General features: G+C 68.5%; 24 protein-coding genes. 13 read left to right on the plus strand and 11 right to left on the minus strand.

Going from position 1 to position 23,751, the window contains the following annotated elements; genetic code table 11:
- Positions 1 to 142: 142 nt before the first annotated feature.
- From FFA01_RS01545 to FFA01_RS01570, 6 genes are all read left to right on the plus strand, one after another.
- Entirely contained in the window at positions 143 to 910 is a 768-nt protein-coding gene (locus FFA01_RS01545) for an SDR family oxidoreductase (RefSeq protein WP_146852264.1), read from the plus strand.
- Positions 907 to 1,353, plus strand: a complete 447-nt coding sequence (locus FFA01_RS01550; RefSeq protein ID WP_244289643.1) for an NUDIX hydrolase — start codon at positions 907 to 909, stop codon at positions 1,351 to 1,353. The genes FFA01_RS01545 and FFA01_RS01550 overlap by 4 nt, the downstream gene beginning before the upstream one ends.
- Positions 1,354 to 1,471: 118 nt before the next feature.
- Positions 1,472 to 1,948 (plus strand): hypothetical protein, encoded by a 477-nt coding sequence (locus tag FFA01_RS01555; RefSeq protein WP_146852266.1) that lies wholly within the window; start codon positions 1,472 to 1,474, stop codon positions 1,946 to 1,948.
- Positions 1,949 to 1,960: 12 nt separating this feature from the next.
- Positions 1,961 to 2,548: a GTP cyclohydrolase I gene (folE, locus tag FFA01_RS01560; protein WP_146852268.1), complete on the plus strand. Its 588-nt coding sequence runs from the start codon at positions 1,961 to 1,963 to the stop codon at positions 2,546 to 2,548.
- Positions 2,541 to 3,497: a dihydropteroate synthase gene (folP, locus tag FFA01_RS01565; protein WP_146852270.1), complete on the plus strand. Its 957-nt coding sequence runs from the start codon at positions 2,541 to 2,543 to the stop codon at positions 3,495 to 3,497. Before folE ends, folP begins: the two co-directional genes overlap by 8 nt.
- Positions 3,494 to 4,255: a pyrimidine reductase family protein gene (locus FFA01_RS01570; RefSeq protein ID WP_244289644.1), complete on the plus strand. Its 762-nt coding sequence runs from the start codon at positions 3,494 to 3,496 to the stop codon at positions 4,253 to 4,255. Before folP ends, FFA01_RS01570 begins: the two co-directional genes overlap by 4 nt.
- Before the next feature lie 4 nt (positions 4,256 to 4,259).
- Here FFA01_RS01570 and dhaM read toward each other — a convergent pair whose 3' ends face one another.
- The 3 genes from dhaM to dhaK all read right to left on the minus strand — a co-directional run bounded on the left by dhaM (position 4,260) and on the right by dhaK (position 6,691).
- Positions 4,260 to 4,943, minus strand: a complete 684-nt coding sequence (dhaM, locus tag FFA01_RS01575; RefSeq protein WP_146852272.1) for a dihydroxyacetone kinase phosphoryl donor subunit DhaM — start codon at positions 4,941 to 4,943, stop codon at positions 4,260 to 4,262.
- Between the two features lie 2 nt (positions 4,944 to 4,945).
- Complete coding sequence (dhaL, locus tag FFA01_RS01580; protein ID WP_146852274.1) at positions 4,946 to 5,596, minus strand: dihydroxyacetone kinase subunit DhaL; 651 nt, start codon at positions 5,594 to 5,596, stop codon at positions 4,946 to 4,948.
- A 93-nt stretch (positions 5,597 to 5,689) separates the two neighbouring features.
- Positions 5,690 to 6,691 (minus strand): dihydroxyacetone kinase subunit DhaK, encoded by a 1,002-nt coding sequence (gene dhaK / locus FFA01_RS01585; protein ID WP_146852276.1) that lies wholly within the window; start codon positions 6,689 to 6,691, stop codon positions 5,690 to 5,692.
- Positions 6,692 to 6,936: 245 nt separating this feature from the next.
- On the opposite strand from dhaK, the gene FFA01_RS01590 reads away from it, so the two are divergent.
- Entirely contained in the window at positions 6,937 to 7,614 is a 678-nt protein-coding gene (locus tag FFA01_RS01590) for an MIP/aquaporin family protein (protein WP_244289645.1), read from the plus strand.
- 115 nt (positions 7,615 to 7,729) lie between these two features.
- On the plus strand, positions 7,730 to 9,247 hold the full coding sequence (gene glpK, locus FFA01_RS01595; RefSeq protein WP_146852280.1) for a glycerol kinase GlpK: 1,518 nt from the start codon (positions 7,730 to 7,732) through the stop codon (positions 9,245 to 9,247).
- A gap of 90 nt (positions 9,248 to 9,337) precedes the next feature.
- Here the strand turns inward: glpK and trpD are convergent, their stop codons facing one another.
- On the minus strand, positions 9,338 to 10,393 hold the full coding sequence (gene trpD / locus FFA01_RS01600; RefSeq protein WP_146852282.1) for an anthranilate phosphoribosyltransferase: 1,056 nt from the start codon (positions 10,391 to 10,393) through the stop codon (positions 9,338 to 9,340).
- 106 nt (positions 10,394 to 10,499) lie between these two features.
- On the opposite strand from trpD, the gene ctaE reads away from it, so the two are divergent.
- From ctaE to qcrB, 4 genes are read left to right on the plus strand one after another with little or no spacing between them, the layout of a single operon-like run.
- Entirely contained in the window at positions 10,500 to 11,141 is a 642-nt protein-coding gene (gene ctaE, locus FFA01_RS01605) for an aa3-type cytochrome oxidase subunit III (protein WP_146852284.1), read from the plus strand.
- A gap of 21 nt (positions 11,142 to 11,162) precedes the next feature.
- Positions 11,163 to 11,975, plus strand: a complete 813-nt coding sequence (gene qcrC / locus FFA01_RS01610) for a cytochrome bc1 complex diheme cytochrome c subunit (RefSeq protein WP_146852286.1) — start codon at positions 11,163 to 11,165, stop codon at positions 11,973 to 11,975.
- A gap of 34 nt (positions 11,976 to 12,009) precedes the next feature.
- Entirely contained in the window at positions 12,010 to 13,077 is a 1,068-nt protein-coding gene (qcrA, locus tag FFA01_RS01615) for a cytochrome bc1 complex Rieske iron-sulfur subunit (protein ID WP_146852288.1), read from the plus strand.
- The gene (gene qcrB, locus FFA01_RS01620; protein ID WP_244289646.1) at positions 13,074 to 14,735 is read left to right on the plus strand and encodes a cytochrome bc1 complex cytochrome b subunit; all 1,662 of its coding nucleotides are present in this window, start codon (positions 13,074 to 13,076) and stop codon (positions 14,733 to 14,735) included. Before qcrA ends, qcrB begins: the two co-directional genes overlap by 4 nt.
- Positions 14,736 to 16,336: 1,601 nt before the next feature.
- On the opposite strand, the gene FFA01_RS01625 is transcribed toward qcrB, so the two are convergent.
- The 5 genes from FFA01_RS01625 to FFA01_RS01645 form a co-directional block, all read right to left on the minus strand.
- Positions 16,337 to 16,753, minus strand: a complete 417-nt coding sequence (locus tag FFA01_RS01625; RefSeq protein WP_146852290.1) for a cytochrome c oxidase subunit 4 — start codon at positions 16,751 to 16,753, stop codon at positions 16,337 to 16,339.
- Between the two features lie 7 nt (positions 16,754 to 16,760).
- Positions 16,761 to 18,506: an aa3-type cytochrome oxidase subunit I gene (ctaD, locus tag FFA01_RS01630; RefSeq protein ID WP_146852292.1), complete on the minus strand. Its 1,746-nt coding sequence runs from the start codon at positions 18,504 to 18,506 to the stop codon at positions 16,761 to 16,763.
- A 12-nt stretch (positions 18,507 to 18,518) separates the two neighbouring features.
- A complete protein-coding gene (gene ctaC, locus FFA01_RS01635) occupies positions 18,519 to 19,412 on the minus strand; it encodes an aa3-type cytochrome oxidase subunit II (protein WP_443093381.1) in 894 nt (297 codons plus the stop codon).
- 187 nt (positions 19,413 to 19,599) lie between these two features.
- The gene (erpA, locus tag FFA01_RS01640; RefSeq protein ID WP_146852296.1) at positions 19,600 to 19,980 is read right to left on the minus strand and encodes an iron-sulfur cluster insertion protein ErpA; all 381 of its coding nucleotides are present in this window, start codon (positions 19,978 to 19,980) and stop codon (positions 19,600 to 19,602) included.
- Positions 19,981 to 20,080: 100 nt separating this feature from the next.
- Positions 20,081 to 21,496 carry a dipeptidase gene (locus FFA01_RS01645; protein WP_146852298.1) on the minus strand — a complete coding sequence of 472 codons (1,416 nt, stop codon included), beginning with the start codon at positions 21,494 to 21,496 and terminating at the stop codon, positions 20,081 to 20,083.
- Between the two features lie 40 nt (positions 21,497 to 21,536).
- Here FFA01_RS01645 and FFA01_RS01650 point away from each other — a divergent pair, with 40 nt between their 5' ends.
- The gene (locus FFA01_RS01650) at positions 21,537 to 22,115 is read left to right on the plus strand and encodes a DUF3043 domain-containing protein (protein ID WP_146852300.1); all 579 of its coding nucleotides are present in this window, start codon (positions 21,537 to 21,539) and stop codon (positions 22,113 to 22,115) included.
- A gap of 75 nt (positions 22,116 to 22,190) precedes the next feature.
- Here FFA01_RS01650 and FFA01_RS01655 read toward each other — a convergent pair whose 3' ends face one another.
- Positions 22,191 to 23,234, minus strand: coding sequence for a quinone-dependent dihydroorotate dehydrogenase (locus tag FFA01_RS01655; protein ID WP_146852302.1), 1,044 nt, complete (start codon positions 23,232 to 23,234; stop codon positions 22,191 to 22,193).
- Positions 23,231 to 23,713 carry a transcriptional regulator NrdR gene (gene nrdR / locus FFA01_RS01660; RefSeq protein ID WP_146852305.1) on the minus strand — a complete coding sequence of 161 codons (483 nt, stop codon included), beginning with the start codon at positions 23,711 to 23,713 and terminating at the stop codon, positions 23,231 to 23,233. The genes FFA01_RS01655 and nrdR overlap by 4 nt, the downstream gene beginning before the upstream one ends.
- Positions 23,714 to 23,751 lie beyond the last annotated feature (38 nt).

Genomic DNA, 23,751 nt, shown 5'->3' on the forward strand with positions numbered 1-23,751 from the left:
TTATGGAAACTAGCACTCCGCGCCGCCGTCGACGGGGTGCTTGGTAGTCTCGGTGCTGGTCCCCAGGGAGGCGCGTCGCCCTCGGACGCGCGCCTCGCCTCCTCGAGACCCCCCGTTCCGCCCGCACAGTCTGGAGTCCGTCTTGTCCAACCCCCTCGCCGCCGGTTCCCTCACCGGCTCCCGTGCCCTCGTCACCGGCTCCTCACGCGGCATCGGCGCCGACACGGTCCGGTATCTCGCCGAGGCCGGAGCGAAGGTCGTCGTCAACTACCGCAACAAGGAGAAGCGCGCCCTGCAGCTGGTCGACAGGATCCAGCAGGCCGGCGGCGAGGCCATCGCCATCGGCGCCGACCTCACCGACGTCGAGAGCGTCGCCGCGATGTTCTCGACGGTGGAGGACCGCTTCGGCGGCCTGGACGTGCTCGTGATGAACGCCTCCGGCGGCATGGAGTCCGGAATGGCCGACGACTACGCGCTGAAGCTGAACCGCGACGCCCAGGTCGACCTCCTGACCGCCGCCCTGCCGCTCCTCGCGCCGGGATCACGGGTCGTGTTCGTGACGAGCCACCAGGCTCACTTCATCCACACCACGGAGACGATGCCCGAGTACCTCCCGGTGGCGTTGAGCAAACGGGCGGGCGAGGACGCCCTCCGGGCGATGCTCCCGCAGCTCGAGGCCGCGGGTGTCGAGTTCGTGGTCGTCTCGGGCGACATGATCGAGGGGACCATCACGGCGACGCTCCTCGAGCGCTCGAACCCCGGCGCCATCTCGTCTCGCAAGGAGAGCGCCGGCAAGCTCTACAACGTCGCCGAGTTCGCCGCCGAGGTCGCGTCGGCCGCGGTCGACCCGATCCCGGCCGACCACACCCGCTACGTCGGCGACACCAGCGACTTCGCCCCGGTCGCGTGACCGAGCGGGTCGTCCGGGCGACCTCCCGCCTGATCGTCGTCGACGAGGAGGCACGCGTGCTCCTGATGATGACGAAGGCACCCGACACGAGCGGCGCTGCCCGCTGGATCACGCCCGGCGGGGGAGTCGACCCCGGGGAGGACCACGCGCAGGCGGCGATCCGCGAGCTGCGCGAGGAGACCGGACAGATCATCGTCGACGCGGGTCCCGTCGTCCGCGTCGACGACTTCGCCGTCCCGTGGGACGCCGCCGATCACACGCACGGACACGCCGAGTTCTTCGTCGTGAGGCTTCCTCATTTCGACGTGCTCGATGCGGAGTGGACCGACGACGAACGCGTCGACATCCTCGAGTCGCGCTGGTTCACCCTCGACGAGCTCGAGACGACCGCGGACCCCGTCGAACCCAGCGACCTCGCCGCCCTGGTGAGACGGGTGATCTGAGGGTCCGCAGGCTGCTTCCGAGCCCCTCTCGTCATCCCCCACGATGCGCTGATAATGCACATTATGTCAGCTCGATGGAATCGGGACCCCTTCTCCGACGTCGGAGTTGGCTGCAGCCATGACCACCTCACCGCATGACGGCCCCGATTCCGCCCACCAGCGCCCCGACGGTCTCGACGACGCCACGGTCGACGCGCTCGGATCCCTGTCCGCAGCCCTCGAGGTCGTCGAGCACGCCCGCGGCTTGCTCTACGGCTTCCACCGTTTGACCGGCAAGGCGGATCTCGCCCTGGGCGACGCCGTCGAGAAGCTGCGTGCCGCGGGTCTCGCCGAGCTGGCCGACGATCTCGACCGAGACCTGATCGGTCGCAACGTCATCGACGGACGCTGGACCTTCCAGATCGTCGAGGACTACGACGACGGTTACTACAGCGAGTTCAAGCGGGCTGAGAATAACGTACGCGATGTCCTCCTGGAGGGCAAGAGGCACGTCTTCGAAGCGGAGATGAAGGAGGCGCGACGCACGCGGGGCCGCCGCCATCACGAGGCGCTCCCCCTCGCCTCGACCGCACCCGCGGACGACGGTGCGTCCTGAGAGACTGGTCCGATGACGCAGCAGCCCATCGATCTCCCCCGCATCGAGGCGGCCGTGCTCGAACTCCTCGCCGCCATCGGCGAGGATCCGATTCGACCCGGTCTGGTGGACACGCCGAGACGGGTGGCCGACGCCTACGGCGAGTTCTTCTCAGGTCTCCGCGTCGACGCCGTCGCACTGGTCCGCGGCAGCGCCGTCCCGGCCGAGGCGGCGGAGCTCGGCGAGCTCGTGATCGTCCGCGACATCGCCTTCCGTTCGGTCTGCGAGCACCACCTCCTCCCGTTCCTCGGCGTCGCGCACATCGCCTACGTGCCCGGCCGGACGATCCTCGGGCTCGGCTCCCTCCCCCGCGTCGTCGACGCCGTCGCCTCCCGCCCGCAGCTCCAGGAGCGCCTCGGCGAGGAGATCGCGGAAGCGCTCGACGTCGGCGCCTCCCCCGACGGCGTGCTCGTCGTCCTCGACGCCGCCCACGGTTGCGTGACCGCCCGCGGTCCCCGTCAGACCGAGAGCACGACGGTGACGCTCGCCAGTCGGGGCGTCCTCTCCGAGACGGCGGCGCGCGCTGAGGCGATCGCCCTCATCGGAGCGTCGCGTGGCTGACTCCCCCGGCGATCTCCCGACCCTGCCGCCGGCTCCGACCCTCCCGCCCCTCCGCGTCCCGATCAGACGGATCGGGCGACGCACCTTCGACTTCTCCCGCCAGGTCGCCGTCATGGCGATCGTGAACCGCACGCCCGACTCGTTCTTCGATCAGGGCGCCACGTTCGCTCTCGACCGCGCGGTCGACGCCGCGGTGGCCGCGGCCGACGCCGGGGCGGACTGGGTGGACATCGGAGGGGTGCCGTTCAAGCCCGGACCCGAGCTCCCGTGGCGAGACGAGCTCGACCGCGTCCTGCCCGTCGTCGAGGCCCTCGCCGAGCGGAGCGACGTCGTGGTCTCGGTCGACACGTTCCGCGCCGACGTCGCCGAGGCCACCATCCGGGCCGGCGCCTCCGTCATCAACGACACGACCGGTCTGCACGACCCCCGGCTGGCCGACGTGGTGGCCGACAGCGACGCCACGCTCGTGGTGACCCACAGCCTGGCCGCGCCCCGCAGGCCTCATCCGCGGCCGCGGTACGACGACGTCACGCGCGAGGTCGTCGACTTCCTCCGGCGCCGCGTCGACGTCGCCCTCGCCCACGGAGTCCCCGACGGGAGGATCGTCGTCGACCCGGGGCACGACCTGAACAAGACCACGAGACACTCCCTCGAACTGACCCGGCGCTTCGGCGACATCGCCGCCCTGGGGTACCCGGCCCTCGCCGCCGTGTCGAACAAGGACTTCGTCGGCGAGACCCTGGGTCGCGACAAGCCCGATCGGCTGGCCGGCTCGCTGGCCGCCGCCACCATGAGCATCATGCTCGGGGCCCGGATCGTCCGGATGCACGACGTCCGCGCCTCCGTCGACGCCGTCCGCATGGTGGAGGCCGTCGCCGGCTGGCGCGACCCCGTCCGGGAGGAGCACAACCTCGACCTCGACCCCGATCCCGATGGACGGCGGTCGTGACCATCGCCGACATCCGCCTCCTGCATCCGGGACCCGCGTCCTCCCGACCGCTCGCCCTCGACGATCTGATCGATCTGCTGGCCCCGGCGGATCGGTCGATCGCCCGGGTCCGGGCGAACGCCGTGTCCAGCGTCGACGGATCGGCGACGGTGGACGGCCTGTCGGGCGGCCTCGGCGGTCCCGCCGACCTCGTGGTCTTCGACCTGCTGCGTCGGCTGAGCGACGTCGTGGTCGTCGGAGCGGGGACGGCCCGTGACGAGGGCTACGGCCCGCTGGTCCTGAGTGACGACGTCGTCTCCTGGCGAGAGGAGCACGACCTCGCTCCCCACCCCGTCCTCGCGCTGGTCTCGGCCAGCCTCCGCCTCGATCCGTCCGACCCGATCGTCGTCGACGCCCCCGTCCGCCCGATCGTCGTCACGACGGAGTCGTCCCCCCGGGAGGCGCGTGTCCGGCTCGAGGAGGTGGCCGACGTCGTCACGTGCGGGGTGGACCGGGTCGACCCGCGCCTCCTCGTCTCGGCTCTGGTCGCCCGCGGTCTCCGTCAGATCCACACGGAGGGCGGACCGAGCCTGCTGGGCGACGTCATCGCGGCGGACCTCCTCGACGAGATCTGCGTGACCGTCTCGCCCGGACTCGAGGGCGGAGGCGGTCCGCGGATCGCCTCGAACCCGGAGAGCCTCGACCTCCGCGCCCTGCACCTCGATCACGTGCTGCTGTCGGGCGACATGCTCCTCAGCAAGTACTCGCGCCGACGCTGAGACGTCAGCCCTTCTCGCCGAACCCGCCCTCGATCAGCGACACGAGGTCGTCGACGGCCGCCTCCGCGTCGGGTCCCGTCGCCATGATCGCGATGGTGGAACCGACTCCGACGTTCAGACCCATGATCCGCAGCAGGCTCTTGGCGTCGACGCCGTTGACCGTGATCTCCGCCTGGAACGAGGACGCGTGCGTCACCAGCTCCGCCGCCGGACGGGCGTGCAGCCCCGAGCTGTTGACGATGACGGCGGAGCGCTCGACGGCGTCGCCGCCCCGGAGATCGCGTTCGTCGGCGTGCACGTCGGCCACGCCCGTCGCCGAGCTCGCCGCCGCCGCGACCCGGCCGAGGTCTCCCCCGGTCTCCGCGGCCACGGCCGCCGCCACGGTGCCCTCGACGAGCGGGGCGTCGGCGATGACGATCCGCGCCTGCTCGGCGTCGTCGAGGAAGTCCACGGCCGTCTCGGACGTGAGGATGGCGGAGCCGAGATCGCAGAGGACGACCGCTCCCCCGTCCTGCGAGGCGCGGGAGAGGGCGGCCGAGATCTTGTCGAAGCTCGTTCCGATGCTCCCGTCATCCGCGCCTCCCGCCGCGATCAGCGTGGTGGTGGGCGCCATCTGACGGGCGAGCTCGACCACGCCCTCGGCGATCTTGGCGCTGTGCGAGACGACGACGATTCCGATTCCGGGCATGCTCAGTTCTCCTTGCTCGAGCCGTCCGCCGCGTCGGCGGCGGCGGCGATGATGAGGGACGACGACTGGGCGCCGGGGTCTCGATGGCCGATGGCGCGATCGCCGAGGTAGCTGGCGCGGCCCTTCCGGGCGACCAGGGGCTCGGTCGAGGCCGCACCGGTCGCGGCGGCATCGGCCGCCGCACGGAGCACGCGCGCCGGCGAGGCGCCGTCGGCCGCGGCGGCCGCGGCGGCGTCGACGGCGGGCGTCCAGGCGTCCACCATGGTCTTGTCGCCGACCTCGGCGCGGCCGCGCAGCACGACCCCGTCCCGCGCGGCCGTCAAGAAGGCCACGATGGCCTCGGAATCGAGCTCGGCGGATTCGCCGATCGCCGCGGAGCCCTTCAGGTAGGCCGTGCCGAGGAGCGGGCCCGAGGCGCCGCCGACGGTGGAGATGAGCGTCGTGGCCACGAGTCTGAGAGCGGCGCCCGGTGAGGCGGCGGGGGGCAGCTCGCCGAGCCGGTCTCGGACCGCGGAGAAGCCGCGGGCGAGGTTCTCGCCGTGGTCCCCGTCGCCGATCTGACGGTCGAGTTCGCTGAGACCGTGTCGCTCGGCCTCGACGACGTCGGCCGTGCGGTCGATCCAGTCGCGGGCCCAGGTGGCGTCGAGTGTCATGCGGATGGGTTCCTCTCGTTCTCATGCGGGTGGGCGATCGCCCCTCGGGCCGGACCGCGACCGTCGGGGTCGGGCGACCGGTGGCGGGTGGAGTCAGCGACCTCGACGGAGCGCGGCGGTCTCGACCGGGGCGTCCCACAGCGCGGTCAGCTCGTCGTCGAGTCGCGTCAGAGTGATGGACATCCCCTGCATCTCGAGGGACGTCACGTAGTCGCCCACGAGGCTGCGGGAGACCTCCACGCCCTGGGCCGTCAGCACCTCGGCGGCCCGCCGGTAGGCGATGTAGAGCTCCATCGACGGCGTCCCTCCCATGCCGTTGACGAAGAGCAGGACCTTCTCGCCTGCACGGACTCCCAGATCATCCACCACGGCGGCGAGCAACCGGTCGACGATGGCGTCCACCGGCTCGACCGGGATCCGTTCGCGTCCGGGCTCCCCGTGGATGCCGATGCCGATCTCGATCTCGTCGTCCGCGAGCGTGAAGCCCGGCTGCCCGGCGTGCGGGACGGTCCCGGCCGCCAGAGCGACGCCCATGGAGCGCGTGGCCGCGTTCGTCCGACGTGCGACGTCGGCCACCGCGGCGAGGTCGTCCCCCCGCTCGGCCGAGGCCCCCGCGATCTTCTCCACCACGACCGTTCCGGCCACCCCGCGCCGACCGGCGGTGAACAAGGAGTCCTTCACCGCGACGTCGTCGTCGACGACGACCGTCTCGACCGTGATCCCCTCGGCCTCGGCGAGATCGGCCGCCGTCTCGAAGTTCAGCACGTCGCCCGTGTAGTTCTTGACGATGTAGAGGACGCCCGCTCCCCCGTCGACGGCCTGCGTGGCCGCGACGATGGGATCGGGGGTCGGAGAGGTGAACACCGGTCCGGGGACGGCCGCGGAGAGCATCCCGTGACCGACGAAGCCGGCATGCAGAGGCTCGTGCCCGCTTCCGCCCCCGCTGACGAGTGCGACGCGTCCGGGCGTCGGCGCCCCCGCGCGCCGGACGAACAGGGGTCCGCGGGACACGACGACGATATCGGAGTGGGCTGCGCCGAAACCGTCGATCGCCTCGGTGACGACGTCGGCCGGGTCGTTGATGAGCTTCTTCATCGAAGGTCCTCCTCGTGATGGGAGCCCCGGGAGGGGCACCGTCCATTCCTCCATGAAACTACTCCCGTCGAGCGGTGCTGCACATATGTGCAAACAGCCTGATTTCGCTTCTCATGGGATGCGGACCCGGGTCTAGGGTGTCAGCACACGCTCACCGCGGGTTGCACAGTCGCACCCGCCGGACGACAAGGAAGGTCGACGTGAACCTGGGATTGATTTTTCTTTCGGAACTGGTGGGCACAGCGATGCTCATCATCCTCGGTGGCGGTGTCGTCGCCAACGTCGCTCTGACGAAGACGAAGGGGTTCAACGGCGGAACCCTCATGGTCAACTTCGGCTGGGGCCTCGCGGTCTTCGCCGGTGTCACCGTCTCGTACTCGTCCGGCGGCCAGCTCAACCCCGCCGTCAGCATCGCGCAGCTGATCCTCGGGAACATCACGTTCGTGGCGTTCCTCGTCTACGTCGCAGCGCAGATGGTCGGAGCCATCATCGGCGCCGTCATCGTCTGGCTCGCGTACAAGAACCACTTCGACGAGGAGCCCGACCCCGCCGCCAAGCTCGGCGTCTTCTCGACGGGGCCCGCGATCCGCAACTACGGCTGGAACATCGTCACGGAGATCATCGGAACCTTCGTGCTCGTGTTCGTCGTGATCGCGTTCACCAACGGCCAGACCCCCGCCGAGCTCGGAGCCATCCCCGTCGCCTTCCTGGTGATCGCGATCGGCGCCTCCCTCGGCGGCCCCACGGGTTACGCCATCAACCCGGCGCGTGACCTCGGTCCCCGCATCGCTCACGCCTTCCTCCCCATCAAGGGCAAGGGCTCGAGCGACTGGTCGTACGCCTGGGTCCCCGTCGTCGGACCGCTCATCGGCGGCTCGATCGCCGCGCTCCTCTCGCTGGCGCTGCTGCCCGTCGTGGCCTGACGCCCGAGCACGAGAAAAGCCTCACCCGAAACCCATCATCAGGCGCACGAGGCGGCGACCGGAGCGATCCGGGCCCCCGACCACGCCATCCATCAACGACGAAGGAGCACACCCCGTGAGCGACGACTACATCCTCGCCATCGACCAGGGCACCACGAGCACCCGGGCCATCATCTTCGACCACTCCGGCACCATCGTGTCGACCGGTCAGAAGGAGCACGAGCAGATCTTCCCCCGCGCGGGCTGGGTCGAGCACGACCCCCTCGAGATCTGGACCAACACCCGCGAGGTCATCGGTCAGGCCCTCTCCCGCGCCGACATCACGCGGCACAACATCAAGGCCGTCGGCATCACGAACCAGCGCGAGACGGCCGTCGTCTGGGACAAGACGACGGGCAAGCCCGTCTACAACGCGATCGTCTGGCAGGACACGCGCACGCAGTCCATCGTCGACCGCCTCGCGGCCGACGGCGGCGTCGAGCGATTCAAGCCCGTCGTGGGCCTCCCTCTCGCGACGTACTTCTCCGGCACGAAGATCGTCTGGATCCTCGAGAACGTCGACGGGGCCCGCGAGAAGGCGGAGGCCGGCGATCTGCTCTTCGGCACGACCGACTCGTGGGTCATCTGGAACCTCACCGGCGGCGTCGACGGCGGCGTCCACGTGACCGACGTGACGAACGCGTCGCGCACCCTGTTCATGGACCTCGAGACGCTCGAGTGGCGCGACGACATCCTCGAGGCGTTCGACGTCCCCCGGTCGATGCTGCCCGAGATCAAGAGCTCCTCCGAGATCTACGGCACGGTCGAGTCGTCGAACCTGCTCCGCGAGGTGCCGATCGCCGGCATCCTCGGCGACCAGCAGGCGGCGACCTTCGGACAGGCCGCGTTCGACCAGGGCGAGTCCAAGAACACCTACGGCACGGGCAACTTCCTCATCTTCAACACGGGCGAGGAGATCGTCCACTCGAAGAACGGACTGCTGACCACGCTCGGATACAAGCTCGGCGACGCGAAGCCGCACTACGCGCTGGAGGGCTCGATCGCCGTCACCGGATCGCTCATCCAGTGGCTCCGCGACAACCTGGGCATCATCGGATCCGCCGCCGAGGTCGAGACGCTCGCGACGACCGTCGACGACAACGGCGGGGTCTACTTCGTCCCGGCCTTCTCCGGTCTGTTCGCCCCGTACTGGCGCTCGGACGCCCGCGGAGCCCTCGTCGGCCTGACGCGCTACGTCAACAAGGGGCACATCGCCCGCGCCGCCCTCGAGGCCACGGCCTTCCAGACCCGCGAGGTGCTGGACGCGGTCAACGCCGACTCGGGCGTCGACCTGACCGAGCTCAAGGTCGACGGCGGCATGACCGCCAACGACGCGCTCATGCAGTTCCAGGCCGACATCCTCGACGTCCCCGTGGTGCGCCCCGTGGTCGCCGAGACGACGGCCCTCGGAGCGGCCTACGCGGCCGGCCTCGCGGTCGGATTCTGGGAGACGCTCGACGACCTCCGCCAGAACTGGCAGGAGGACAAGCGCTGGACGCCGAGCATCGAGCCGGAGGAGCGCGACCGCACCCTCCGCCTCTGGAAGAAGGCCGTGACGAAGACCTTCGACTGGGTCGACGACGACGTCAACTGACGCCCACCCGCGAACGGGCCCGCTCCTCTCGAGGAGCGGGCCCGTTCGCCGTCGTGCCGGGGAGGCGCAGCGCGCGTCCCCGAGGACGACCTACGCCGATCGCGTCGCCGCCACCCACCGGGCAAGCTGGCGTTCCGCCGTTCCGGAGTCGACGGCGTCGGCGGCGACGACGAGCTGCTCGCGGAACCTCGCGACGAGGGGCCGGTCACGCTGGGTGGGATCGGCGGCGAGGCGGTAGGCGACGAGCCCCGCGGCGGCGTTGAGCAGCACGATGTCGCGCACGGCCCCGGTCTCCCCCGCCAGCACCCGACGGGCCACGCCCGCGTTGTACTCGGCGTCTCCGCCGACCAGATCGGCGATGCTCGCCCGGGGGATGCCCAGCTCGAGGGGGTCGAGATCGTGCTCGGTCACCGACCCGCCGGTGACTTCCCAGATATGGCTGTGCCCGGTCGTCGTCAGCTCGTCGAGGCCGTCGTCGCCACGGAAGACCAGGGCGGTCGCCCCCCGGGTCTGGAAGACGCCCACGATGAGCGGCACCTTGTCGAGCGAGGCGACGCCGACGGCGCTGGCCTCCGGACGGGCGGGGTTCACGAGCGGTCCGAGGAAGTTGAAGACCGTCGGGACCCCGATCTCGCGGCGCACCGACGCGGCGTTGCCGAAACCGGGATGGAACGACGCGGCGAAGGCGAAGGTCATCCCGACCTCCTTGAGGACCTCCGCCACCCGGCTCGCCGGCAGCGTGAGATCGACGCCCAGGGCCGCCAGCACATCCGACGAGCCCGACGACGAGCTCGCGGCGCGGTTCCCGTGCTTGATGACCGGCACCCCGGTCGACGCGACCACGACGGACGCCATCGTCGACACGTTGACCGTGCCGAATCGGTCGCCTCCCGTTCCGACGATGTCGACCGCCATGGAGTCCACCGGGAGGGGCACGGCGTGAGCCAGGACGGCGTCGCGGAAGCCGACGATCTCGTCCACGGTCTCGCCCTTCGACCGCAGAGCGACCAGGAACGCCGCCAACTGCGCGGGTGTGGCCTCACCGACCATCACGCGCTCCATGGCCCAGGTCGCCTCGGTGATCGAGAGGTCGCGTCCGGCCAGGAGGGAGTCGATGATCGTGGGCCAGGAGAGCTCGTAGGTCATGCCCTCAGGGTACCGGCGCGCATCGTCCCGAACGGATAGCTCGTCGTCAAGAGAAATTCCCGACCCGGGGTTTCCTGCGCAAACCCAGGGCGACTTTCCAGGCATAATGGACCACGTGACAAGTACCTCTCTCTCGAGACCCTCCGGACCGGTCGTCAACCGACCGAGCACCGTTGCCGTGGGCACCATCGTGTGGCTCGGCAGCGAGGTCATGTTCTTCGCGGGTCTGTTCGCCATCTACTTCACGCTGCGAAGCACGTCGCCCGGTCTCTGGGAGTTCGAGACGGCCAAGCTCGACGTGCCGTTCGCCCTGACGAACACCATCATGCTGGTGCTCTCCTCGGTGACCTGCCAGTTCGGGGTCTTCGCCGCCGAACGCATGCAGTCCCGCCGGACGGGCCGACTGTTCCAGGTCGGCCAGTGGGGCATGGTCGAGTGGTTCTTCCTCACCTACGCGATGGGCTCCGCCTTCATCTGCCTGCAGGTCTTCGAGTACGCCCACCTCATCTCGGAGCACGTCACCCTCAGCTCCAACGCCTACGGCTCCGCCTTCTACATGACGACCGGCTTCCACGGAGCCCACGTCATCGGCGGACTCATCGCGTTCCTCCTGACCATCGGCCGCGCGTTCGCGGTCAAGAACTTCGGTCACAAGGAGGCGACGACCGCCATCGTCGTCTCGTACTACTGGCACTTCGTCGACGTGGTGTGGATCGGCCTCTTCATGGTCGTCTACGTCCTCAAATAGGCATTGGATAGCTCACACAGCATGTTCTCCCGAACCTCGTCATCCGGCCGCAAGAAGAAGGGTCGTCGCAGCCCGCTCGCGACGGCGTCCCTCATCCTCGTGGGACTCCTCACCACCGGAGGCGCGTACGCCCTCTTCTCATCGACGGCCACCGCCGACGACAGCGCCACCCCCGCGGCATCGCAGCAGAGCATCGACGAGGGCCAGAAGCTCTTCGCCTCGAACTGCGCGACCTGCCACGGCCTGAGCGCCGCCGGCACCGCCGACGGCCCCAGCCTCATCGGCGTCGGCTCGGCGGCCGTCGACTTCCAGGTCGGCACCGGTCGCATGCCCATGGCGGTCAACGGCCCGCAGGCCGAGCAGAAGCCCACGCAGTTCAGCGACGAGCAGGTCGCCGACATGGCCGCCTACATCGCGTCGCTCGCTCCCGGACCGGCGATCCCCGCAGACGAGTATCTGCAGGCCGACGGTGACACGACCAACGGCGCCGAGCTCTTCCGCATCAACTGCGCCATGTGCCACAACGTCGCCGGCGCCGGAGGTGCTCTGACACAGGGCAAGTTCGCTCCCGCCCTCGACGGCGTGGCTTCGAACCACATCTACGAGGCCATGCTGACCGGCCCGCAGAACATGCCCGTCTTCAACGACATGAACCTGTCGCCGCAGGACAAGGCCGACATCATCACGTACCTCAAGTACCTGGAGAACAACCCGTCCCCCGGCGGGTTCGAGCTGGGGAGCCTCGGCCCTGTCGCCGAGGGACTCTTCATCTGGATCTTCGGACTCGGAGCGATCGTGGCCGTGACCATCTGGCTCACCGCCCGATCCAACTAGTCGCTCTCCCGTACTTCACCGAAAGGCATAACCCATGGCACAGCACGACGACGAGGCCCCGATCACGGGCTCGGCTGTCGAGAGGCACGAGCCTCGACAGGTGTCGGCCGGAACGGCCGTCGTCTCTGCCGACGTCTTCGAGAATCCGGGCGAGCCGCCGCACCGCGATCGCGTCACGGACATCGATCCCAAGGCCGAGAAGCGCGCCGAGCGCCAGGTCAGCATCTGGTTCTTCCTCTCGATCGTCGGCAGCATCGCCGCCATCGGGGCCTACATCGCGTTCCCCATCACGTCGGGTGACTCGAGCTCCGTCCGACTGAACAACCTGTTCCTCGGCCTCGGTATCGCGCTCGGACTCCTCTCCGTCGGCATCGGGGCCGTGCACTGGTCCAAGACGCTGATGCCGGCTCGCGAGATCACGGAGATGCGTCACAGCACGCGGGGCACCGACGAGACCCGAGAGAAGGCCGTCGAGGTCTTCGCCCTCGGAAACCAGGAGTCCGGCTTCGGACGACGCACCCTGATCCGCAACAGCCTCATCGGCGCGCTCGTCGCGACGCCGCTCCCCGCCGTCGTCCTCTTCCGCGACCTCGCTCCTGCGGAAGACCCGAACGAGGTGCTGCGCCACACCCTCTGGGAGGAGGGCACGCACCTCGCGATGGACCCCTCCGGAGCACGGATCCGCGCCTCCGACATCACGCTGGGCTCCGTCTTCCACGTGATCCCCGAATCTCTCAACGAGTCCGAGCACCTGCTCGAAGAGAAAGCCAAGGCCGCAGTCCTGCTGATGCGCCTCAAGCCGGAAGACCTCAACATTCCGGAAGGACGCGAGGGCTGGCAGTACGACGGCATCGTCGCGTACTCCAAGATCTGCACGCACGTCGGCTGCCCTGTGGCCCTGTACGAACAGCAGACCCACCACCTGCTCTGCCCCTGCCACCAGTCGACCTTCGACGTGACGAACAACTGCGAAGTGATCTTCGGACCGGCCAAGCGGCCCCTCCCGCAGCTGCCCATCGCTGTCGACGCCGATGGTTACCTCATCGCGCAGAGTGATTTCCACGAGCCCGTGGGCCCGAGCTACTGGGAGCGCGCCAAGTGATCACCACCACCCCTGCACCGGAGACCGAGACCAAGCCGTCGAACACGACGACCACCGTCCCGGCCTTCGCCCCGACGAAGACGAATCGGTTCTTCGGCGCCGCGGCGAACTACGTCGACGAGCGCACGAGCATGTCGGGCCTCGTCAAAGAGGTCGGACGCAAGATCTTCCCCGACCACTGGTCGTTCATGCTCGGCGAGGTCGCCCTCTACTCGTTCGTGGTCATCCTGCTCTCGGGCACGTTCCTGACGTTCTTCTTCCAGCCGTCGATGGCCGAGGTCAACTACAACGGCTCGTACGTGCCGCTGAAGGGCCTGAACATGTCGGCGGCCATGGCGTCGACCCTCGACATCTCCTTCGACATCCGCGGTGGGCTGCTCTTCCGTCAGATCCACCACTGGGCGGCTCTGCTGTTCGTGGCCGCGATCATGCTGCACATGCTGCGCGTGTACTTCACGGGCGCATTCCGCAAGCCGCGGGAGATCAACTGGGTCGTCGGCTTCACCCTCTGGGTGCTCGCGATGGCCGAGGGCTTCACGGGCTACTCCCTCCCCGACGACCTGCTCTCCGGAAACGGCGCGCGGATCATCGACGGCATGGTGAAGGGCATCCCGGTCATCGGCGTCTGGATCTCCTACCTGCTGTTCGGCGGCGAGTTCCCTGGTACGGACATGGTGGGCCGCTTCTACTCGCTGCACATCATGCTGCTGCCGGCGCTGCTCATCGCGCTCCTCGGCGTGCACCTGCTCCTGCTCATCATCAACAAGCACACGCAGTGGGCGGGCCCCGGCAAGACGAACGAGAACGTGGTGGGCGTGCCGGTCATGCCGGTGTTCGCTGCCAAGGCCGGTGGATTCTTCTTCATCGTCTTCGGTGTCATCGTCCTCATCGCCTCCCTCTTCACGATCAACCCGATCTGGAACTACGGTCCGTACGACCCCTCCCCCGTGTCGGCCGGTACACAGCCGGACTGGTACATCGGATTCGCCGACGGGGCCCTGCGGCTCGTTCCGCCGGGGTGGGAGTTCGTGGCGTTCGGATACACGGTCTCGATGAACATCCTGGCTCCCATCGCCGTCCTGGTGGTCTTCATCCTCGCCGTCCTGCTCTACCCCTTCCTCGAAGCGTGGATCACGGGCGACAAGCGGGAGCACCACATCCTCGACCGTCCTCGCAACGCTCCGACACGCACCGCCATCGGCGCCGCCGGCATCGTCGTGTACGCCAGCCTCTGGGCGGCTGCGAGCTCGGACCTGATGGCCACCCACTTCCATCTGTCTCTGAACTACGTCATCCACGCAGTCCAGGCGTGCTTGATCCTCGGACCGTTCGTGGCCTTCTGGATCACCAAGCGCGTCTGCCTGGGTCTGCAGAAGAAGGACCGTGAGATCGCCCTCCACGGATACGAGTCCGGACGCATCGTCCGACTGCCGGGTGGGGAGTTCGTCGAGGTCCACGAGCAGCTCGACGAGTACGAGCGCTGGCGACTCCTCAACTTCACGGAGTACGAGCCGCTCATGATCCGTCCGAATGCGAACGGTCAGATCTCGCCCGTGCAGAAGCTCCGTGCGTCGATGTCCTCTTTCTTCTTCGAGGATCGCATCGCCCCGGTGAAGCGTTCGGAGATCGAAGCGCCCCACCACGACGACAGCCACTGAGTCTCGGCTCTGAGAAGGCCCGGCCACCCCTCACGGGAGGCCGGGCCTTCTTCTTCCCCCGGGGCCCAGAACGTTCCATGCCCGTCTCGGGCGAACCGCCGTCATCGTTCCACCCGCCGGCTGTTCGCCCGTTCTCCCCCACGAGGACGGAACCATCAGGGGACGGCCCGCACGATTCTCGGACTCGCGCCTCTACCCTGCTCGAGGTCTGTGATGAGCTGCGGGGTCCGTCGCCTTCACACCGCTGAGGAGTGAGTGATCGACTCCACACCGATCGCGCCTCCTCCACCCTTCGTCGGGCGAACGGATTCGCCTGCATCGCACCAGGATGCGACGGAGGCACGCCAGCTCTCCTTCCGGACGGCGTGACGCCTCTGCCCGCCGGGACGGCCTCGAGCAGTCCCCGGAACGCCCGCCCGGGCCCGCTGGTGCCCTGCCGGGGCCGCTGGTGCCCTGCCGGGGTCGCTGGTCTCCTGTCGGGGTCCTCACGCCTGTAAGAATCGGTGGGCGCGAGGCGGGGTCAGTGGGCCGGTTCCCGCAGGTCGTGCTGTGCGGGGTCTCGATCGGGGACCGCGGTGCCTGACTGGCAACCCATCGACGGCGCAGCCTGCTAAGACGCGTCCGAGGTTGGAATGCCTGGAGCGGATCTCCTTCCATGCCCTGGTCCAGCGCGGCCATGCACGCCACTCGTGAGGCTGACACCTCGACGTCACCTGATCCCGCGACCCGGACTGGTGGCGGCGCGGCGGGTAGCCGAACGGGACCACGCTGCAGACATGACGGTTCCGTAGATGCACGACATCACGTCTCGTCCAGCACATCGCCTCGTCGTCGCGTCTGTGCCGACGCCCGTGCCGACGCCCGTGCCGACGCCCGTGGCTGTGGCTGTGGCTGTGGCTGTGGCTGCGGCTCTACGACGCAACCCCGTGCACGGCAGGGGCGGGAGTCGGTGGCACCCAGCGGGCGCTGAGCGTCCCGGTGGAGTCCACCTGGATGCGCCTGCTGCTCGCCGCCAGGCACGCCGGTTTACCGGCCCGTCTCGCCCCGGGGATGCCCTTAGCCCAGAACCGATCGCAGCAGTGTTTCCGTCACAATCGGCAGTCGTGCCGAAGCATGGTGGCCTGAGGCTCGCCTTCGAGCGTCTCCGCCCTTGCGGCGGGGCGGCCGCTGTCGGACGGCCCGCTCTCGTGCTCTCGCGCTCTCGCAGGCCATCGCTGACGCTTGTCGGTCGTCGACGAGTCCAGGCGATGCACAGCACTGCGACGATCGCCGCAGCGATCGACCAACGGCCTGACGGCTGCATGCCCGCGCACCGCCTCCCGCGCACCGCCTCCCGCGCACCGCCTCCCGCGCACCGCCTCCCGCGCACCGCCTCCCGCCCACCGCCTCCCGCGCACCGCCTCCCCTGCAGCACCTCCCCTCCGACAGCGAGTCGCCGTCTTGCGAGGCATGGTGGCCGCAGCCGCTCCCTCACTCGATGGATCTTGCGAGCTCACGGCTGTTCGGACGTCGTCGACATCTGAGGCTCCACCTCTTAATCCAACAACGGCCCCCACCAGATGGAGGGGGCCGTTGCCGCTCGTGCACGGGGATGTGAACCGTTAGTGCACGAAGTTGCCGCGGTAGTACTCGTAAACCCAACCCACGAGCGACACAGCTACCAGAGCCGCGCCGATGTAGATGATCCACATACCAACCGCTAGAGCCAAGAATATCAGACCACAGGCGAAAGCCAAAAGTATGGGCCACCACGACCAGGGGCTGAAGTGCCCGAGCTCGGGATCGGCGTCATCGATGTTCGCATCGAGACGGTCCTCGGGCAGCTCACCGCCCTGGGCGCCGTGCGAACGACCCATGTAGAAGGCCAGGAACACACTCAGCATGCCGGCCAGGGGAATGGCGACCGTGCCGGCCCATTCGACCTTTCCGGTGTCGATGATGTTCCACACCGTGTAGACGGCGGCCATGAGGAAGAAGAAGATCGCGAGGATCCAGAACAGCGTTGCGTTGGTCTTCATCGGTCGCCTACTTCACCTTGTCACTGGCAGCGTCGTACGTCGGAGCGTCGGGAGCGTCCTTCACCGGACCGATGCCGACGGGGAGGCCGGCCTCGGGGTGGTTCAGGTCGAACGCGGGCGACTCCGAGCGGATGCGCGGGATGGATGTGAAGTTGTGACGCGGCGGCGGGCACGAGGTGGCCCACTCGAGCGAGCGGGAGTAACCCCAGGGGTCGTTCACCTCGACCTTGGGAGCCCGACGAGCCGTGATGTACACGTTGTAGAGGAAGGGCAGGATCGACACGCCGAGGAGCATGGCTCCGATGGTCGACAGCTGGTTCATCCACGTGAAGTGGTCCTCGGGCTGATAGGTCGCGTACCGGCGGGGCATGCCCATGACGCCGAGCCAGTGCTGCACCAGGAACGTCGTGTGGAACCCGATGAAGAGCATCCAGAAGTGGATCTTGCCGAGACGCTCGTTGAGCATCTTGCCGGTCCACTTGGGCCACCAGAAGTAGAAGCCCGAGAACATCGCGAAGACGACGGTACCGAACACGACGTAGTGGAAGTGCGCCACGACGAAGTACGTGTCGGAGACGTGGAAGTCGAGGGGCGGCGAGGCGAGGATGACACCGGTCAGACCACCGAACGTGAAGGTGATCAGGAATCCGATCGCCCACAGCATCGGCGTCTCGAAGGTGACCGATCCACGCCACATCGTGCCGATCCAGTTGAAGATCTTCACGCCCGTCGGCACGGCGATGAGCATCGTCATGAGCGAGAAGAACGGCAGGAGGACGGAGCCCGTGACGTACATGTGGTGAGCCCACACGGTCACCGACAGCGCGGCGATGGCGATGGTGGCGTAGACCAGCGTCTTGTACCCGAAGATCGGCTTGCGGCTGAACACGGGAAGGACCTCGCTGATGATCCCGAAGAAGGGCAACGCGATGATGTAGACCTCGGGGTGACCGAAGAACCAGAACAGGTGCTGCCACAGGATGGCTCCACCATTGGCGGGGTTGAACACCTGGGCGTCGAACACCCGGTCGAAGCCGAGGCCGAACAGGGCGGCGGCCAGGACGGGGAACGCCATGATCACGAGGATCGCCGTGATCAGCGTGTTCCAGGTGAAGATGGGCATGCGCCACATCGTCATGCCGGGAGCGCGCATCGTCACGATGGTGGTGATGAAGTTCACGGCGCCGAGGATCGTGCTGAAGCCCGTCATGCCCAGGCCGAAGACCCAGAGGTTTCCACCTAACCCTGGCGAGAAGGTCGTATCCGACAACGGCGCGTAGGCGAACCACCCGAACGACGCCGCGCCCTGCGGGGTGAGGAAGCCGGCCACGGCGATCAGCGAGCCGAAGAGGTACAGCCAGAACGCGAAGCCGTTCAGTCGCGGGAAGGCGACGTCGGGGGCGCCGATCTGCAACGGCATGAGCACGTTCGCGAACCCGGAGAACAGGGGGGTCGCGAACATGAGCAGCATGATCGTGCCGTGCATGGTGAAGAGCTGGTTGTACTGCTCCTTGGTCTGCACGACGTCGAGACCGGGGGCGAAGAGCTGAGCGCGGATGATGAGCGCCATGACTCCGCCGAGGCAGAAGAAGAGGAACGAGGCGATCAGGTACATGTACCCGATGGTCTTGTGGTCGGTCGACGTGATCCAGCTGACGACGACGTTGCCTTTTCGGCCGACCTTGGAGGCGCCGAAGTTCGGACCGGAGGAGGACGCTCCTCCGGTGGGACGGGTGGCGGTGGCTGAGCTCATCGAACCTGTGCCTTACTTCTCGGAGTCTTCGGCGCCGGAGGCGACGGGCGCCTCGTTGTTCGGCTGGTTGGTGTTGGTGTTGTACTCGTCGCCGAGCAGACCGGTGTTGCCCTCGTCGGCGAGAGTCTGCTGGTAGGCGTCGTACTCGTCCTGACTGACGACCTTCACGTTGAACAGCATCAACGAGTGGTACTCGCCGCAGAGCTCGGCGCACTTCCCGGTGAAGGTGCCCTCCTTCTCGGGCGTGAAGTACATGTAGTTGGTCTTCCCGGGGATGGTGTCCTTCTTGTAGAGGAAGTCCACCACCCAGAACGAGTGCGCCACGTCGCGCGACTTGAGCTCGATCTCGACCGTCTTGTTGACCGGCAGGTAGAGGACGGGCAGCTGGCTCTCGTCGACCGTGCCGTCGGCTTCCTCTTGAGCCTGGATGCCCTGGTAGTAGGTGCTCTCGTCTTCGTTCTGCTGATCGATGTAGTTGAAGTCCCACGCCCAGCGCTTGGCGTACACGTCGATCTTGACGTCGGGGTTCGCGGTCGGCGCCTCGATGGCGGCCTGGTCGCGAGCCGTGAAGGCGAAGAAGCCGAGCACGAGGATCAGCGGCACGACCGTGTAGAAGATCTCGATCGGCAGGTTGTACCGGAGCTGCACCGGGAGGCCCGTCTGACCCTTGCGTCGGCGGTAGGCGATGGAGGCCCAGATGACCAGGCCCCACACGATGAGACCGACGATGAGGAGGACGATCCACGAGGTGACCCAGAGACCGATGATGCTGTCGACGTGGTTCGTCGTCCCGGCCTCGGTCGGCAGCCATCCCTGCAGCTGATCTTGCGTGCACCCTGCGAGCACGAGGGCCATGACGGCTGCCACGGGGATGGCGGCCCAACGAATACGGCGATGAGAACGCACTGTTACCTCTCGGATGACACGACTGCGGGGGGTGTTCCCAGTCTAGAAGGGGACTTACCTAGCCTACTCGCAGGTTGCCCCGCCCTCCGCACACAGCACGCCGCAATGTTCGACGCCGAACGACTTAACGGGACCGGGGAGCCGCCCGGTACGGGCGGCTCCCCGGGGGAACCAGAGCGAGAGAGGCTCAGTGGAAGCTGTCGCCGCAGGCGCAGCTGCCCTGAGCATTCGGGTTGTCGATCGTGAACCCCTGCTTCTGGATGGTGTCCTCGAAGTCGATGGCGGCACCATCGAGGTAGGGGACGCTCATCTTGTCGACGACGACCTCGACACCGTCGTAGTCGACGGTGGCGTCGTTCTCGAGCAGTCGCTCGTCGAAGTAGAGCTGGTAGATGAGGCCGGAGCATCCGCCGGGCTGGACCGCGACACGGAGTCGCAGATCGTCACGGCCCTCCTGCGTCAGGAGGCTCTTGACCTTCCCTGCGGCGGTGTCGGTGAGCGTGACGCCGTGGGCCGGTGTCGCGAGCGGAACGGCCGTGTCGACGATGGGAGTCGCTGTGTCGGTCATGGAGCCTCCTTCGGGCGGATGTGAGCGCTGTGCACGCGTCGTCGACCAGTGTAAGCAGCGGAACCCCGGATTTGTTCCTGGCTCGCGCCTCCCCGGGTCGTCATCGGCCGGCGTCGAGACGGGCGATCAGGATGGCCTCGCTGAGGATCGCCCGCTGGAGGACCCCCAGGTGCTGCGACTCGTTGGGGCTGTGCGCCCGCGTGTCGGGATCCTCGACGCCGGTGACGAGGATCTCGGCCTCCGGGAAGGTCTTGACCAGGTCGGCGATGAACGGGATGGATCCGCCGATCCCGGTCTGGACGGGCGCGGTGCCCCAGGCCTCCGTCATCGCGACCGTCACGTCGGCGATGGCCGGCCCGCTCGCGTCCACGAGGAACGGATCGCCCTTGTCGACGTCGTCGATCGCGAGGTGCGCGCCGAACGGTGCGGCCGCACGCAGATGGGCCTCGATGGCCTCGAACGCCGAGTCGGCCGTCTGACCGGGCGCGATGCGGGCGCTGATCCTGACCGACACCTCGGGCGCCAGGGTGTTCGAGGCGTTCGCCACGCTCGGGGCGTCGATGCCCGTGACCGTCAGCGACGGCTGCGACCAGACGCGGCTGAGGAGGGGGCCTCGACCGATCGGACGCACGCCCTCGAGGAGCCCGGACTCCTCGCGGAGCTTCTCCTCCGTCTGCTCCGGGTGATCGGCGTCGCGGCTGAGGAGCCCGGGGACGGCCACGCTGCCCTCGTCGTCGTGGAGCGTGGCGAGCAGCTTGACCATGGCCAGCATCGCGTCGGGCACCGCGCCTCCGAGCATCCCGGAGTGGGACGCGTGCGAGAGCGTGCGGACGGTGAGCCGGAACGTCACGTTGCCCCGGAGGCCGACCGTGATGGCGGGCACCGTCGTGCTCCAGTTGTCGGAGTCGGCGACGACGATGACGTCGGCCTCGAGCTCGTCGCGGTGCTGGGCCAGGAAGTCGGCGAACGACCGCGAGCCGAACTCCTCCTCCCCCTCGATGAAGAGGGCGACGCCCACCCCCAGGTCGTCGCCGATCACGTCGCGGACGGCACGCAGCGCGGCGACGTGGGTCATCACTCCGGCCTTGTCGTCGGACGCTCCGCGACCGTACAGCCGCTCGCCCTTCAAGGTCGGCTCGAACGGCGGGGTGTCCCAGTCGGCGTCGTCGCCCTGGGGCTGCACGTCGTGGTGCGCGTAGAGCAGGACGGTCTTCTTGCCGTCCCGGGCCTCGCGCCGGGCCAGCACGGCGGGCTGACCGGTGAGGCCGGTCGAGCCGATCGGGGCGCGGCTGACGCGGACCTCGTCGAACAGGCCCGTCTCCTCGACCAGCCGAGCCACGGCATCGGCGCTCGCGGCGACGTGGGACGGGTCGAAGGCCTCCCACGACACGGAGGGGATGCGGACGAGGGACGACAGATCGGCGATCGTCGTCGGCAGTCCCGCGTGGACGGCCTCCGCGAGTTCGCTGACAGTACGAGGATCGGTCGGTTGGGCGGGGTGCTGCGAGACGGTCATGCAGGTAATCTTAGGAACTCGATCAACCCCGAGGATTTCCGTGGCCAAGGCAGAAGACAAGACCGACTCGACGACCCAGGTCGTCGAACCCGAATCGACGACGATCGGAAAGGGACGCCCGACCCCGACGCGCCGGGAGCGCGAGGAGGCCAATCGCCGGCCCCTGGTGGCGACCGGCAAGGAGGCCCAGAAGGCGCAACGCGCCCGTCTCGCCGAGGTGCGCGAGCGCCAGCGCGTGGGCATGGCGAACGGCGAGGAGAAGTTCCTGCCGGAACGCGACAAGGGCCCTCAGCGCCGGTTCATCCGCGACTACGTCGACGCCCGCTACAGCGTGGGCGAGGCCATGATCCCGATCATGGTGCTGGTCATCGTCATGAGCATCATCCAGGTGGCCGCCATCCAGATGATCACCCTGTTCGTGCTCTGGGGATTCTTCCTCGTGGCCATCGTGGACTGCTTCGTCGTCGGCCGGCTCATCACCACGAAGCTCACCGAGAAGTACGGCGCCGGGAACGTGCAGCGAGGCAACAAGTGGTACGCCGCCATGCGCGCCATGCAGATGAAGCCGATGCGGATGCCCAAGCCGCAGGTCAAGCGCGGTCAGTACCCGACCGTCTAGTCCTCGCGCCCTCGACGCGCCGACGCCGCTCCCCCGCACCTCCGTGCCTGGCGAGCGGCGTCGTCGTCCAGCGGGTCAGGCGCGCCGTCGGAGCCGTCGGAGACCCCGGTTCACCTGCCGGGCCCACAACGGGCCGCGGTAGAGGAACGCCGTGTAGCCCTGCACCAGCGTCGCTCCCGCTCGGAGCCGTTCCTCGACGTCGGCGGCGGTCGTCACCCCGCCGACGGACACCAGGCAGGTCCCCTCGGGGACGGACTCGCGGAGGACCCGCAGGACCTCGAGCGATCGGGAGGCGAGAGGGGCTCCCGAGACTCCCCCGGCTCCGGCGGCGGCCACCACAGCGGGGTCCGTCGCCAGGCCGTCACGCGACAGCGTCGTATTGGTCGCGATGACCCCGGCCAGGCCGAGCTCGCCGACCAGCTCGCCGATCCTGCGGATGCCGTCGTCGGTCAGATCGGGCGCGATCTTCACCAGGACGGGCGTGTCGCCGGCGGCGTCGGCCACGGCGCGCAGCAGCGGAGTCAAGCGGTCGAGCTCCTGGAGCCCCCGGAGACCCGGCGTGTTCGGCGAGCTCACGTTGACGGCGAGGTAGTCGGCCAGGGGGGCGAGGAGTCGCGTGCTGACCAGGTAGTCGTCGACCGCGTCGTCGACGTCGACGACGCGGCTCTTGCCGATGTTGACTCCGATCACGGGCCGTCGGGGGGCGCTCCGGGCCTTGGCGAGCTCCGTCGCCGCCTGCTGCGCGCCTCCGTTGTTGAATCCCATCCGGTTCACGACCGCGAGGTCGGGCACCAGCCGGAACAGTCGCGGACGGTCGTTGCCGGGCTGAGGACGGGCCGTGATCGTGCCGACCTCGACGTGTCCGAACCCGAGGACGCCCAGGCCCCCGATCCCCCGGGCGTCCTTGTCGAAGCCGGCGGCGACACCGAACGGCGAGTCGAAGCGGAGGCCGAGAGCGGACACGGCCAGCGACGGATGGGGCGCCGTCAGACGACGGACGACGGGCCCGAGCCCCAGCCGCGGCAGGGCGCGGATCACCCGGAAGGCGAGATGGTGCGCGTCCTCGGGATCCATCCGGGAAAGCACCAGGTCGAACAGGACGCGGTACGGGGTCGTCATTCGTCCACCGACCGGACCGGGCGCGCGCGCCCTGCGTGCTCCTCACGCAGGGTGGCGATCGACGACTCGAAGTCCTCCAGCGAGTCGAAGGCCTGGTACACGCTGGCGAATCGCAGGTACGCGACCTCGTCGAGCTCGCGGAGCGGCGGGAGGATGGCCAGACCGATGTCGTTCGCCTCGATCTGCGACGTCCCGCTGGCGCGGACGGCCTCTTCGACCTTCTGCGCCAGGACCGCGAGGTCGCCGTCGGTGACGGGCCTGCCCTGGCACGCCTTCCGGACGCCGGAGATGATCTTCTCGCGACTGAACGGCTCGAGCACCCCGTTGCGTTTCACGACGTTGAGGCTGGCGGTCTCCGTCGTGCTGAACCGGCGCCCGCAGTGCGGACACTGCCGGCGACGTCGGATGCTGGTGCCGTCGTCGCTCGTGCGCGAGTCGACGACGCGGGAATCGGGGTGGCGGCAGAAAGGACAGAACATGGTCCGTTCAGCGTACTGGGAGCGGGACCCGCCGCCGA

Source organism: Frigoribacterium faeni (assembly GCF_007988805.1).
Classification (GTDB): domain Bacteria; phylum Actinomycetota; class Actinomycetes; order Actinomycetales; family Microbacteriaceae; genus Frigoribacterium; species Frigoribacterium faeni.

Coding starts and splice junctions, on each gene's coding strand:
- FFA01_RS01555 (WP_146852266.1), top strand. CDS start 1,472: ATGACCACCTCACCGCATGACGGCCCCGATTCCGCCCACCAGCGCCCC.
- folE (WP_146852268.1), top strand. CDS start 1,961: ATGACGCAGCAGCCCATCGATCTCCCCCGCATCGAGGCGGCCGTGCTC.
- dhaM (WP_146852272.1), bottom strand. CDS start 4,943: ATGCCCGGAATCGGAATCGTCGTCGTCTCGCACAGCGCCAAGATCGCC.
- dhaL (WP_146852274.1), bottom strand. CDS start 5,596: ATGACACTCGACGCCACCTGGGCCCGCGACTGGATCGACCGCACGGCC.
- dhaK (WP_146852276.1), bottom strand. CDS start 6,691: ATGAAGAAGCTCATCAACGACCCGGCCGACGTCGTCACCGAGGCGATC.
- FFA01_RS01590 (WP_244289645.1), top strand. CDS start 6,937: ATGCTCATCATCCTCGGTGGCGGTGTCGTCGCCAACGTCGCTCTGACG.
- trpD (WP_146852282.1), bottom strand. CDS start 10,393: ATGACCTACGAGCTCTCCTGGCCCACGATCATCGACTCCCTCCTGGCC.
- ctaE (WP_146852284.1), top strand. CDS start 10,500: ATGGACCACGTGACAAGTACCTCTCTCTCGAGACCCTCCGGACCGGTC.
- qcrC (WP_146852286.1), top strand. CDS start 11,163: ATGTTCTCCCGAACCTCGTCATCCGGCCGCAAGAAGAAGGGTCGTCGC.
- qcrA (WP_146852288.1), top strand. CDS start 12,010: ATGGCACAGCACGACGACGAGGCCCCGATCACGGGCTCGGCTGTCGAG.
- FFA01_RS01625 (WP_146852290.1), bottom strand. CDS start 16,753: ATGAAGACCAACGCAACGCTGTTCTGGATCCTCGCGATCTTCTTCTTC.
- ctaD (WP_146852292.1), bottom strand. CDS start 18,506: ATGAGCTCAGCCACCGCCACCCGTCCCACCGGAGGAGCGTCCTCCTCC.
- erpA (WP_146852296.1), bottom strand. CDS start 19,980: ATGACCGACACAGCGACTCCCATCGTCGACACGGCCGTTCCGCTCGCG.
- FFA01_RS01645 (WP_146852298.1), bottom strand. CDS start 21,496: ATGACCGTCTCGCAGCACCCCGCCCAACCGACCGATCCTCGTACTGTC.
- FFA01_RS01655 (WP_146852302.1), bottom strand. CDS start 23,234: ATGACGACCCCGTACCGCGTCCTGTTCGACCTGGTGCTTTCCCGGATG.
- nrdR (WP_146852305.1), bottom strand. CDS start 23,713: ATGTTCTGTCCTTTCTGCCGCCACCCCGATTCCCGCGTCGTCGACTCG.